This window comes from Mesorhizobium sp. KR9-304 (assembly GCF_040049215.1).
Lineage (GTDB): Bacteria > Pseudomonadota > Alphaproteobacteria > Rhizobiales > Rhizobiaceae > Mesorhizobium_K.
On sequence record NZ_JBDZDN010000001.1, the window covers coordinates 1,787,773 to 1,800,081 of the forward strand.

Annotated in this window: 9 protein-coding genes; 2 read left to right on the forward strand and 7 right to left on the reverse strand. The window is 63.7% G+C overall.

Annotation, left to right across the window (positions count from 1 at the left end):
• From ABLE71_RS08595 to ABLE71_RS08605, 3 genes are all read right to left on the reverse strand, one after another.
• On the reverse strand, positions 1-951 hold the full coding sequence (locus tag ABLE71_RS08595; RefSeq protein ID WP_348782921.1) for an ABC transporter permease: 951 nt from the start codon (positions 949-951) through the stop codon (positions 1-3).
• A 151-nt stretch (positions 952-1,102) separates the two neighbouring features.
• Entirely contained in the window at positions 1,103-2,638 is a 1,536-nt protein-coding gene (locus ABLE71_RS08600) for an ABC transporter substrate-binding protein (protein ID WP_348782922.1), read from the reverse strand.
• Between the two features lie 52 nt (positions 2,639-2,690).
• Positions 2,691-4,046: an FAD-dependent oxidoreductase gene (locus ABLE71_RS08605; RefSeq protein ID WP_348782923.1), complete on the reverse strand. Its 1,356-nt coding sequence runs from the start codon at positions 4,044-4,046 to the stop codon at positions 2,691-2,693.
• A 251-nt stretch (positions 4,047-4,297) separates the two neighbouring features.
• Between ABLE71_RS08605 and dapF the strand changes: the two genes are divergently transcribed.
• Positions 4,298-5,191 carry a diaminopimelate epimerase gene (dapF, locus tag ABLE71_RS08610; protein ID WP_348782924.1) on the forward strand — a complete coding sequence of 298 codons (894 nt, stop codon included), beginning with the start codon at positions 4,298-4,300 and terminating at the stop codon, positions 5,189-5,191.
• Positions 5,192-5,229: 38 nt separating this feature from the next.
• On the opposite strand, the gene ABLE71_RS08615 is transcribed toward dapF, so the two are convergent.
• The 4 genes from ABLE71_RS08615 to ABLE71_RS08630 are packed head-to-tail and all read right to left on the reverse strand — an operon-like array spanning position 5,230 to position 9,227.
• Positions 5,230-6,420: an ABC transporter ATP-binding protein gene (locus tag ABLE71_RS08615; protein ID WP_348782925.1), complete on the reverse strand. Its 1,191-nt coding sequence runs from the start codon at positions 6,418-6,420 to the stop codon at positions 5,230-5,232.
• The gene (locus ABLE71_RS08620) at positions 6,413-7,555 is read right to left on the reverse strand and encodes an extracellular solute-binding protein (RefSeq protein WP_348782926.1); all 1,143 of its coding nucleotides are present in this window, start codon (positions 7,553-7,555) and stop codon (positions 6,413-6,415) included. Before ABLE71_RS08620 ends, ABLE71_RS08615 begins: the two co-directional genes overlap by 8 nt.
• Positions 7,555-8,397 (reverse strand): ABC transporter permease, encoded by an 843-nt coding sequence (locus tag ABLE71_RS08625; protein WP_348782927.1) that lies wholly within the window; start codon positions 8,395-8,397, stop codon positions 7,555-7,557. Before ABLE71_RS08625 ends, ABLE71_RS08620 begins: the two co-directional genes overlap by 1 nt.
• Entirely contained in the window at positions 8,394-9,227 is an 834-nt protein-coding gene (locus ABLE71_RS08630; protein ID WP_348782928.1) for an ABC transporter permease, read from the reverse strand. The genes ABLE71_RS08625 and ABLE71_RS08630 overlap by 4 nt, the downstream gene beginning before the upstream one ends.
• A 277-nt stretch (positions 9,228-9,504) precedes the next feature.
• On the opposite strand from ABLE71_RS08630, the gene ABLE71_RS08635 reads away from it, so the two are divergent.
• Positions 9,505-12,294 (forward strand): DUF4062 domain-containing protein, encoded by a 2,790-nt coding sequence (locus ABLE71_RS08635; protein ID WP_348782929.1) that lies wholly within the window; start codon positions 9,505-9,507, stop codon positions 12,292-12,294.
• Positions 12,295-12,309 lie beyond the last annotated feature (15 nt).

Below are 12,309 nucleotides of genomic sequence, written 5' to 3' on the forward strand. Positions count from 1 at the left end.
TCAGTTCCTCAGCCGCGGGTTGAGCAGGATGGCGCCGATGTCCGCGGCGAGGTTCACCAGGATGAAAAGCGCGGCCGCAAGCAGCACGGACGCTTCGACCAGCGGAATGTCGCGCAATTGGAGGGCGTCGACGAGCAGCGAGCCGAAGCCCGGGAACAGAAAGACCCGCTCGACAACGACGACGCCGCCGATCATGAAGGCGATGTTGATCGCAGTGGCGTTGAGCCAGGGGATGAGCGCGTTCGGCAGCGCGTGGCGCAGCACGATGCGGCGGCGCGTCATGCCTTTCAGCTCGGCCATGCGAATGAAATCCGAATCGAGCAGCTCGACAAGGCTCTCGCGCAAGAGCCGCGTTCCGTAGGCCGCGAGCAGGATGGCTAGGGTGAGAGCCGGCAGCGTGATCATGTAGAGGAAGCCGATCGGCCCCGCCGCCGCCGAAACCTGCGCAAGCGGAGGGAAGACGGGATAGACGACCGCAAGGCCGAACAGGAGGAGTGTCGCCAGCAGAAACTCGGGGGTCGACAGCACGAGCACGGTGAGTGTCGAGATCGCGCGGTCGGCGACGCCGTTTGGGCGGAATGCCTGCACCAGCGCCGGCGCGATCGACAGCGGGATGTAGAAGACGAGGGCGAGACCGGCCAGCACCAGCGTGTTGCCCAGCCGCGGAAACACCACCTCGGAAACAGGCTTGCGCAAGGTGAGCGAGACGCCGAAATCGCCTTGCAGCGCGTTGCCGGCCCAGATCGCGTACCGCTCCACCGCGGGTCGGTCGAGACCGAGCTCGACCCGCAGCTTTTCGCGCGCCTCCAGTGGCGCCTCGCGGCCGAGGATGCGCGAAGGTATGTCGCCCGGCAGCACCTCGACCGCGGCGAAGATCACCACCGAAACCAGCGCCAGTGTTCCGAGCGAGTAGACCAGCCTCTGCAGGATGAGGGAGACGGCGCTGTTCATGGAAGGCAGATCGTCATCTTGAGAAAATTCCCTGGACGGTTCTTAGGCCGGCATCCCGGCGAAACAGGTCGCTGCCGGCGCCTCCCCATCGCGGGAAGGCGCCAGACCGTAGCGAACTCGGGATCGCGTCCGCAATCCCGCTGTCCAGGCTTCAGTTCTGGGCCTCCTTGCCGGTGCAGACGAAGTTCTCGTAGTTGATGATCGGCACTTGCGGATGCGGCGTATAGCCGTCGCATTCGGCGCGCATCACCGCGACGTCGCTGACGAAGTAGGGGATAATCACGCCGCCGTCCTCCGACAGGACCTTCTGCGCCTGCTGGTATAGCTGACGCCGCTTGTCCGGGTCGACTTCGGAGCGAGCCTTGTCGAGCAGTCCGTCGAACTCGGCATTCTTCCACTTCGCTTCATTGTAGGTCGCGTCGGACTTGAAGGTGTAGGGCAAACCCTCCGCAGCCGGGCGTCCCGACCAGTTGGATCCGAAGAACGGCTTCTTCATCCAGATGACGTCCCAGTAGGAATCGGCCGGGTTATTGACGATGTTGACGGTGATTCCGGCCTGTGCCGCCATCTGTTGGTAAGCCTGGGCGAACGCGACCATGCCCGGAAAGCCCTCGCCGGTGTTGAGTTCGACCGTCAGCCCGTTGGGATGCCCGGCGTCGGCGAGCAGCTTCTTGGCTCCCTCTATGTCCTGCGGCTTGATGTCCGACATGTAGGCGTCGGGGCTGGTAGGCGGGACCGGGTTGTCGTTGCCGGCGACGCCGTTGCCGAGCACGATCGTGTCGACGAGGAGCTGCCGATCGATGACTTTCTTCAAAGCCTGGCGTACGCGCACGTCGTCGAAAGGCGGCGTGTCGACCCACATCGACAGCGTCACATAAGTGCCGGGCGCCGACTTCTTCAGCGTGAGCGTGGTGTCGCCGGCGAGCACGCCAGCGTTCGCTGCGCCCGCTTGCATGATGAGGTCGGCAGCGCCGGACTTGATGGCGGCCAGCCGCGTCACATCCTCGGTGATGACGCTGAGTTCGAGGCATTCGGCCTTGGGCAGCCCCTTGCGCCAGTAGTTCTTATTGCGCTGGAAGACGCGGCGGGTCTCCGGTGGATTGTAGACATCCTGCACGAACGGGCCCGTTCCTATGCCCTTGGCCTTCAACTCTTCCTTCGTCGACCCGTCCGGCACCACCATGCCGTACTTGATGCCCAGGACCGTCGGCAGGTCGGCAATCACGGTGGGTGTCTTGAAGGCCACGGTCAGGTCGTCGACCGCGGTGATGCCCTCAGGATCGAGGAAGCCCAGCACGCTTGCCGCCGGTGAGCCGACTTCGGGGTCGAGAAGGCGGCGGAACGAAAACACCACGTCTTTCGCCGTCATCGGCCTGCCGTCGTGGAACTGTACGCCTTCCTCGAGGTGAAACGTCCAGGTGAGGCCGTCTTGCGACACATCCCAGGTTTTCGCCAGTTCGGGAATCGGCTGGAAGCTCTCGTCCAGATTGACGAGACGGTTATAGACGGCGTTCTGCTGATAGCTGTCGTCGGACAGGTTCACGAAGGCCGGGTCCATTGTGAGGGTCGGTCCGCCGGGCTCCGTGCCGATCACCTTCACGCACTCCACGGCGAACGCATTCGTCCCGGCGAGGGCAGCGAGGCTCGCACCTGCCAGCAGCGTCTTCAGCGTCTTCTTCATCTTCATGACCTTGTTCCCCTGTTCTCGTTGATCTTCGGCTCGGTCACCTCGCGGCGCATCAATTTCGCACGCCGTCCTTCCAGTCGAGCCATCCCTGGTAGCGGATGTAGAAGGGAAGGAACCAAGGCCTCCCCCAGTAAAGCGGGTTTGCCGGCATTTCGGGCCGGTCGAGCGGCGTCGTCGCCCGTTCGCCGAGTATGCCGCGCGCGGTCGCATCGCCGAGCCACGTCCCGAATGGCATCCCGGCGCCGAAGCAGTAGCCCATGGCGTAGTGCATGCCGTCGTGGCTACCGCGATGCGGAAAATAGTCGAATGTGCCGGCGCATTGTCCGGTCCAGGCATGGCTGACACGGACGACGCCGAGTTGCGGAAAAAGCTTCAGCAGCTTTTCGCGCAGCCTGAGCGCCACGGTGCTGAGATCGTCGTGCGCCTCGCCCGTCAGAGCGCCGTAAATGAGCCGCGAACCGTCCGGCGCGACGCGTGCATATTCCATCTCGCGGGCGCAGTCGTGAAAGCCGCGCCGGCCCGGCATGACGGCGGCGATAACGGCCGGATCGAGCGGCTCGGTTGCGATCATATAGGCCCGGATCGGCACGATCCGGCGTCTAAGCCAGGGTGTCGCCTTGCCCGTATAGCCGTTGGTGGCCGCTATGAGATGCTTCGCCTTGATCGGTCCCCGGTCGGTCTCCAGCAGCCAGGCTTCGTCCTCCCGCCGCATCGTGAGAACCCGCGTGCCCGAGTGGATGGCCGCTCCGGCCTGCCGCACGCGCTCGGCCAGCCCGTTGTGGAACAGGCCGGGATGCACGGTGCGGTGTTCAGGGATCACCGCGCCGCCCAGGAATTTCGCGGTGACGATCTCCCGTTGCTGCTCGTCGCGAGGCACCATGTGGAAGGCGTGGCCGAAATGCTCCTTGCGCGCCGACAGCTCCCTTTCGAGGGCGTCCATATGGGCCGGCGTGTTGGCGGCGATGTAGCGGCCGGAAGGCGCATGGAAACAGTCGATCTTTTCGCGTTCGATCAGGCCGTTCACAAAGGCGAATGCCCGGTTGCAGCCTTCGTAAAGTTCCTTGGCGCGCTCCAGACCGAATTTTGGGATCAGCGTGGTGAAGTCGTATTTGAGTTGCCGCCCCAGCATGCCGAAATTACGGCTTGAAGCGCCGGAACCGACGCTGCCCTGCTCGATGACCGTCACTTCCGTTCCAGCACGCGATAGCGTGAGCGCTGCGGAGAGGCCGGTGTAGCCGGAGCCGACGATGGCCACGTCGGTGGTCGCCGGTACGGTGCGTTGCGCCTCGTGTTGCCGCGGCGCGGCGTCCCACCAGTAGGGGTCGGTCCTGAAGCCCGGCGCCAGAGCATCCGAACCCCGGTTGGGCGCCGGAGAAGGTCGCTGCCTTGGCCGAGTACCTCCGAGCATGCCGAGATCCCACAGTGAAAATCACATATACTGTGATCTCACTTTGGAGCATGGCTCAGCCACCTGTCAAGCCGCTCGCAGCGGGTGCATGATTCGTAGTTTAAGGATTCCCCGATGGTCGTCCCGGCAGGCGAATCTTCTTGGCTGGCACAGAAGGCGCAGCGAGCTTCCGTTGCCGCAGGGCTATAGCTTGCCGGCCGTCGAGCAATAAGCCAAGACAAGCTGGCGCCAGTTGACCGGATCATTGCCTCATGGACATCCGCACAAATTCCTTGCTCGATGCAGTGGCTTCCGCCGAGCGGCCGTTCGTCAAGATGCACGGTCTGCGCAACCATTTCGTCATCTTCGACAGGCGCGCCGATCGCCGCGCCTTTCGAAGAGACGACATCGTCAGGATCTGCGATGCCCAAGTGGGCGTCGGCGGCGACCAGCTGGTCACCATTGAACCGCCCTCCCGAGAAGGGATTGCTCGCGGCGCCGATGCCGCGATGCGAATCTTCAACATCGACGGCCGCGAGGTTTCGGCATGCGGCAATGCAACCCGGTGCGTCGCGCATCTGCTGTTTGAGGAAAGCGGGAACAGCGAGCTTGTGCTGGAGACAGGGGGAGGCTTGCTGAAATGCCGCCGTTCGGGCGCGATGCAGGTCAGCGTGGAGCTTGGACCCATCGGCTGGAACTGGCGGGATTTTCCGCTTGCGCGCGAAGTCGATATGTTCGACCTGCCCGTCCAGAGCGGGCCTCTGCGTCACGGCATCGGCCTCTGGATCGGCAATCCGCACGCCGTTTTCTTCGTTGACAGGCTGGCGGAGATCGATCTGGCCCGGGATGCCGCTCCGATCCACGACGATCCACTGTTTCCGGAAGGCATCAATGTCGGCGTGGCGGAACTGGTGGACGCTCAGACGATCCGTCTCGCGGTGTGGGAGCGGCCCGGCATCGCCACGCAGGCCTGCGGGACCGGCGCGTGTGTCGCTGCCTTTGCGGCGCGCCGCAAGGGCCTCACCGAAAGCGAACGGTTCACCGTGCATCTCCCGGCCGGTCCGCTGACGATCGAACTCGCGGGAGCCATGGCTGTCATGTCCGGCCCGGTCGCCTATTGCTGTCGGGGGGTAGTCGCGGCTGAAGCCGTCGACGACTTCGAGTGATCATCCGCCGGAAAGCCCCGCTCCTCCCAGCCGGAGCTTCAGGCTATGCGCGAACCGTTCTCGTTGAGCAGCACGCAGTCGGCGGCATCAAAGCCGACATCGACCGCCTCGCCCTCCCGCGCGATCCTGCCGCTGATGGGCGTGTTGGCGCGGACGGTCGTTTTGCCTCCGATATCGATCTCGTAGATCGCACTGGATCCGAGATAGGAGGTCGAGACCACCCGACCCGCCAGACGGTTGGACATTGCAGCGGAACCGACCGACAGCTTCTGCGGGCGCACCACCACGGTAATGGCGGCGCCCGGCACGAGGGTCTTTTTGGGCGCGACGACCGCGACCGTCTGTCCGGCCGCAAGCAGGACGGTCGTCGTTTCGGCATCGGCGGCGGTCACGGTTCCAGCGAGCATGTTGGCCTTGCCGAGGAAATCGGCCACGAAGGCCGTAGCGGGCATCTCGTAGACCTCCTCGGGTGAGCCGATCTGTTCCACGGCGCCTGCGTTCATGACCACGATCTGGTCGGACATGGACAGGGCTTCTTCCTGATCGTGCGTCACGAAGATGGCCGTGATGCCGGTTGCCTTCTGGATCTTCTTGATCTCGACGCGCATGTCCTCGCGCATGTTGGCGTCGAGCGCGGAAAGCGGTTCGTCGAGGAGCAAAACTTCCGGTTCGAAAACAATGGCGCGCGCAAGCGCGATGCGTTGCTGCTGTCCGCCCGACAGTTGCGACGGCAGCTTCTTCTCGCTGCCCGGCAGCCGCACCATATCGAGAGCCCGGCGCACCTTGCGTTCGATGTCGGCCTTCGGCACGTTGCGGTACTTCAGGCCGAACGCGACGTTGTCGAAGACGTTCTTATGTGGAAACAGCGCGTAGCTCTGAAAGACCAGGCCGATGTTGCGCCGATAGATCGGAATGTCGTCGACCCGCCGTCCGCCGATCGAAATCTGGCCGCCCGATATGTCGACCAGCCCGGCGATCGAGCGCAGGACGGTGGTCTTGCCACAGCCGGACGGGCCAAGAAGGGTGACAAAACTGCCGCGCCGGATGGCCAGCGAAAAATTGCGCACCGCCATGAACCTGCCATAGGCGATGTCGATGTCGCGGAACTCGACCGCCGGGGCATTCGCATCCGTGCCGTTGCGAGGTGCAACCCCACCCGCGACGAGCTGCGAAGCCCCGGCCGAACTCGGCCGAGGCTTTAGGGTCTGATCCGCCAGCTTGTCAGGCACCCTTCGAGATCCTGTCCCACTGCTTGGTCCAGGCATCCTCGTTGTCCGCCCAGTAGATCGGGTCAGCAAAGGTCAGCGACTTCATCGAGCCGGTCGGATCGAAGGCCGGAAGGGCTGCGATCTTGTCGGTGAGCTTGACCTTGGTGGGATCGAGCGAGGGCGGATAGTTCTGGCCCTCGGCAACCGCGATTGATGTCGCGGGTTCGAGCATGAAGTTGAGCAGTTCCTCGCACTCGGCCATGGGCGATCCCTTGAGGACGAGCATGTCCTCCATCCAGGCATAGGAGCCGGCCGGGTCGAGATAACCGATCGGATGGCCTTGCTGCTGCAGCGCGGCGATGCGGCCCGACCAGGCATCGGTCACCACGATCTCGCCCTTTGAGAGCAGGTCCATCAGTTCGGCGCCGGAACTCCAGAACTTCTTGGCGAGGTCGCGCGTCTCGCGCACCTTGGCCCAGATAGCGTCCATGTCCTTGATGTTGTTGGGATCCTGCCCGGTATCCAGCGCCGCGTACCAGACGCGGGTCGTCATGTCGGCATAGCCGCCGACCTTGCCGGCATACTTCTTGTCGGAAAGCATGGCCGCGCCCTTCTCCTTCGCCTCCTCCGGCGAGATCACGGTGGTGTTGTAGGCAAGGCCGGTCGTGCCGTAGTCGTAAGGAACCGCCGAGAGCTTCGGCGTCAGCTTGCGGAACGGCTCGATCATCGGCTGCAGCACATTCGCCAGATTGGGAATGTTGGCCTCGTTGAGTTCCGAGTTCACCCCCGCGTTGACGTATTTGATGTAGTAGTTGACGCCCGACGAATGGATGATCTGGAAGTCGCCCGGCTTCGATGTCTTGATCTTGGTGATGATCTCGTTCTCGTCGCCGAAGGTGCCCTGCACCACGCCGATGCCGGACTTGGCCGTGTAGGGCTGGAACGCATATTTATCGATCGCCTCCTGCACCACGCCACCCCATCCGTCGAAGCGGACCTCCGTGGCGGCCGCGAGGGCCCGGCCCATCCATGGCATCGACAGGCCGGCCGATGTCGCGGCCGCCGCCGTCAAGGTCAGGAAGGTCCGTCGGCTGACATCCCCGTTCGCATAGCGCTCATGCAGCCTTTCGAGCCGTTTCGTGCTGGATAATTTCATTATGCTCTCTCCTCTGGTTTGCCGCGTCTTCTCAATATGGTGAACCCTTGCAGAATAAGCCCGCCGATCAGCGGAATGCCGACGGTCACCAGTATCATGACCGTGCCGAGCGCATTGATTTCCGGGCTGATCGAAATCTTCAGCATCGACAGGATCTGGGTTGGCATCGTCTCGACGCCGGCCGGCCGCCAGAAAAGGCTCGCCGATGTGTTGTCGAAGGAGATCGTGAAAGCCAAGAGCGCGCCCGCGACCACTGCCGGGACCAGCAGTGGAAGGGTGATTTCACGGAACGACGCCATGCGCGAAGCTCCGAGCGAAAGCGCCGCCTCCTCATAAACGCGCCGGATGGCGATCATGCGCGCCTGGGCTATCAGCACGACATAGGGCACGGCAAGCAGGATGTGGCCCAGCACGAGCAGCAGCAACGTTCTTGGCTGATCGACCGCCTTGATCAGCACGAGAAGGCCTACACCGAGGATGGTTTCGGGAACGAGGGCGGGCAGGATCACCAGCGTACCGAGGGCCTGCTTGCCGCGGAACTCGAATCGAACCAGAGCGAAGGCGGTCACCACGCCCACGGCCGTCGTAACCGCCGCGGTGACGAGCGCGATCCACATGGAGGTTCGAAACGCCGTCAGAACCTGATCGTTAGCCAGCAGCTTGCCGTACCATTGCAGGCTAAAGCCCGTCATCGGGAAACCGCCGAACATCGATGAGTTGAACGACAGCAGGACCGTGGCGACGATCGGCGCGAACATGAAGACATAGACGCACAGCGTGATGAAGCCGGTCAGCCGCCAAGCCCATCTTCCTTCCCTGTTCCGGGAAGCCGCCACGGTCATCCGCCCAGCCCTTTGACGATCTGCGACATGCCCATGTAGCGAGTATACAAGGCGGCGAAAGAGCCGAGCACAACGAAGAGGACGATGGAAAGAGTGGCGCCCATTGGCCAGTTCAATTGCCCCATGATGGTGTCGTAGATGAGGTTTCCAAACAGCGCGTCGCGGCCGGCGCCGAGCAGCTGCGGCGTCACGTAGCTGCCGGCGGCCAGCACGAAGCAGAGCAGCAGGCCCGCCGCGAGGCCAGGCAGCGAAAGCGGCAGCGTGACCTCGCGGAAGGCCTGTGCGCTGGTGCAGCCCATTGACCGGGCAGCGGCGATCAGCGTGCGGTCGATACTCTCGAGGCTGACATAAACGTTGAGGATCATATAGGGCAGCAGGAAATGCAGCAGCCCCAGGATCACCGCGCCTTCCGTGTAGAGCATCTGCAAGGGTTGATCGATCAAGCCGAGCTTGAGCAGCGCGACGTTTATGAAACCCTGCTCGCCCAGGATGTGGATCCACGAGAAGGTGCGAATGGTGAAGCTGATCCAGAACGGCACGATGAGCAGCAGGAGCAGGAGCCACTTGTGCTTGAAGGTCGTCGCCCAGATGAAATAGGCCGGGAAATAGCCGAGGATCCCGCAGATGAGAGCGGTCATGGCCCCGACCCGCAGCGTCTTGAACAGAAAGCCGTGATAGTAGCTGTCGGTCAGGAATTCATGCCAGTTCGCCAGCGTCGGCACGGTCGTTTCGACCCCGGCCGTGACGAAGGTGAAGAAGGTGTAGGCCGCCATCACGGCGATCGGAAGCAGCAGGAAAAAGATCAGCAACAGCAATACGGGCGCTACCATAATCCACGCCAGCCGCGGATCGTATAGTGTCCATCCCTTGATCATCCGCTCACTTGTCCGAGGCGCGCCTTTGCAGCGCTTTTGTTCCCGCGGCAAAGATTGGGTGATCGGGGCGGTGATGTCCACAGGCGGCGTGCAGAAATCGATTCGTCCAAGGCTGGAAGCGCCGGTGAGCGCGCCCTGGGAACCAGTCGCCGACAACCCCGGCGGACACTGGCGCCGATTAACATCCGGCAGTGAATCGGCTTAAGGTATTGAACCACCGCGGTGTCGTTTCATGCCCAAATCCATCAGCACCATGACCGATTTTCGAAGGGTTGCGCCTGAACGCTTCACGTCGAATATCCGCGTATTCCTTTCGTCGACCTTCCGCGACATGCAGGCCGAACGCGCAATGCTTCTGGCTCAGGCCTTCCCTCCGGTTCGTCAGCTTTGCGCAAGGGCAGGGCTGGGCTTTCACGAGGTGGATCTTCGCTGGGGCGTAACGGCGCAAGAGGCAGAAGCCGGCGAGGTGCTGCGCATCTGTCTGGATGAGATCGACGCCTGCCGACCATATTTTCTCGCGACCATCGGCGGCCGATACGGCTGGATCGATCCGGACGCGGAGCGACGTCTCTCGGCGTCGTTTCCCCACCTGGCGAGATATGCCGACCGAAGCGTCACGGAACTCGAGATCAGGCACGCCCTCCTGGATCGACCCGATGGCGCGCAAAACTGCACGCCGCTTGTCTATGTCCGCGAAGATGCGGTTGCAGCGAGCGCCGACGAACCTTCCATCCGCCGGCTGTTGGCGGATCTTGCGGCTACCGGGATTCCTCTGCGCCCATACGTTACGCCGGACGACCTCGCGGCCCAGGTCTCTGCCGATCTCGCCGCCGCCATTGCCCCTGTTCTCGAAGCCGCGCCGGACCGATCCACGGCGGTCGACCAGCGGGCGTTCGAGGCGATGCTGCTCGCCACCGGCTTCCAGCGTGACCTGCTTGTCGACCAGTTGAGGGGCAAGCTGCTGCGAAACCGCAAAATCGTCGTCGTCGGCCCGTCGGGATGCGGGAAGTCTACCCTGCTGGCGGCGTTGGCGCGCATAGAGAGGGTTCGCCGATCGGCGCCCGACCGTCAATCCCGGAACCTGGGCCTTCTCGCGCGTATCGGCAGCCTTTTTTCGCGGGGTACGGACGACGGACCTGTCCTGTTCGCCTCTCTTGCGGCCATGTCGGGCTCCTGGCAGCGGCTGTCCCTGGAACTGTGCGGGACGGCAGGCATCGAGGCGACGGCAGATCCGGTCGCCGATTTCGATCGACTTCTGTCGGAATTCAAGGGCACGGTCGTCATCGACGACCTCGATGCGGGGCAGGACCTGATTTTCGGTCAGGCTCAGGCTTGGCTGCGCAATGCGGACTGGCAAGCCAAGCTTGTGGTTTCAACGTCCGACCGGGCGCTGGCGGACAACCTCGCCGCGCAGAACTTCGCCTTGTTCGAAATGCCACGCGTAGCGCCTGTCGATCGTTCGGCGATGATGGAGTCGATCCTGATCACCTTCGGCAAGCGACTCGACGAGAAGCAGCAGGAGATGGTGCATGGCGCGGCGGTGGAATCTCCGGCGCTCCTGCGCATCATCTGCGAGGAAATGCGGCATCTCGGCCTTTTCGAGGAGGTCGACTCAACCCTCCGGGAACTGCTGTCCCTCGAGAATGAAAGTCGGGCCTTCGAGGTGATCCTGGCCAGGCTGGAGAGCGGGAATGACCGAGCCGAGATGGTCTCGAGAACGCTGCTGTTGCTGTCCGCCGCCCGCAGCGGCCTGACCGAGCGAGAGCTTCAGGACATTCTTGGCGTGGCTGGCAAGCCGCTGCCGATGATGCGGCTGTCTGCGATATTGCTGCCGCTGCGTCCGTACCTGCTCGACCGACGGGGGGTTCTGTCCATTGCCTACCCCTCGCTTGAAGCCGCGGTCGGGGCGCGTTACCGGCGAGGGCGTGACGCGTCGCACGAGCGCTCCGAGCTCATCAGCCATTTCCTGTCCAATCGCCTCACACCGCGTTCCATCGATGAACTTCCCTGGCTGATCGCGATGAATCGCGACGCCGCTGCTGCTCAGACGTTGGCCGGCGACATGAGCTTCCTTGCAGCGGCGATGGAGCGCGATAGCGTCGCATGCCGTGCCTTTCTGCGCAGCCTGCCCCGCTTGAGCCTCGCAGCGGCAAATTCCGCCGCGGCTCGGGCCGTGGCGGCTGTCGCGGACGTCGCCTCCGGCGACGAAATGATCGCCGTGGCGCTACAGGCGGCCACGGCGCTCGGCGCAGCCGTTGAGGCGGTTTCCATGGCGATGAGCCGCGCCTCTGGATCACAGTCGGCCGCGCTGCTCGACGCTCTGGCCGACGGCCTGACCGCGTCCGGAAGATCGGCGGAGGCGCTTTCGGTTCTCCAGCGTCTGCGCAGGCAGTTCGACGGCGCAAACGATGCAGCACGTATTGCCAGCGTAACCGAGCGGGCCGGCGCCGTCGCGCAGCAGACGGGCGACGCGGAGCTTGCCCGAGCATTGTTCATGGAAGCCGCCTCGGCCCATCAGAGTCACGGCAATCGCTGGGCGGCCTCTCGAGCGAGGGCGAGCGTCGGCACCGCACTGATCGATCTGGGACGTTACCGCGAGGCGGACGAGCTGTTCGCCGAGGTCGAAATCGAAGCGCGGCGGCGCCACGACTACGACGTGACCTCGCTCGCCATCGGCGGGCGGGGCATTGCCCAACGTTTTGCCGGCCGGCCGCGCAAGGCGATCGAACTGCTCAAGGAAGAAGCGAGGCGGTGGCGCCTGAGCGGCAACGGCAGTCGTCTTGCCAACTCAATGATCAATCAGGCGCAGTGTGCGATTGACCTCGACGATTTCGACGGCGCCGACGCGCTGCTCGAAATGGCCATCGCCGAGGCGCGATCCGGCCGGGACGAACGGATGGAACTTGCGGCGCTCGATCTCAGGGTCGAGATATTGCAGCGGCTCGGGCTGGACAAAGGCGCCAGGTTTCGAAAGCTCGCCGCCGAGCGCGATGCGCTGAAGGCTGCGTCCGAAACTCGATGACCGTTCATCGGCCAC

Bases quoted from the DNA above. Each gene is read 5' to 3' on its own strand.
- ABLE71_RS08630 (WP_348782928.1), bottom strand. From the start codon at position 9,227: ATGGTAGCGCCCGTATTGCTGTTGCTGATCTTTTTCCTGCTGCTTCCG.
- dapF (WP_348782924.1), top strand. From the start codon at position 4,298: ATGGACATCCGCACAAATTCCTTGCTCGATGCAGTGGCTTCCGCCGAG.
- ABLE71_RS08620 (WP_348782926.1), bottom strand. From the start codon at position 7,555: ATGAAATTATCCAGCACGAAACGGCTCGAAAGGCTGCATGAGCGCTAT.
- ABLE71_RS08595 (WP_348782921.1), bottom strand. From the start codon at position 951: ATGAACAGCGCCGTCTCCCTCATCCTGCAGAGGCTGGTCTACTCGCTC.
- ABLE71_RS08625 (WP_348782927.1), bottom strand. From the start codon at position 8,397: ATGACCGTGGCGGCTTCCCGGAACAGGGAAGGAAGATGGGCTTGGCGG.
- ABLE71_RS08635 (WP_348782929.1), top strand. From the start codon at position 9,505: ATGCCCAAATCCATCAGCACCATGACCGATTTTCGAAGGGTTGCGCCT.
- ABLE71_RS08605 (WP_348782923.1), bottom strand. From the start codon at position 4,046: ATGCTCGGAGGTACTCGGCCAAGGCAGCGACCTTCTCCGGCGCCCAAC.
- ABLE71_RS08600 (WP_348782922.1), bottom strand. From the start codon at position 2,638: ATGAAGATGAAGAAGACGCTGAAGACGCTGCTGGCAGGTGCGAGCCTC.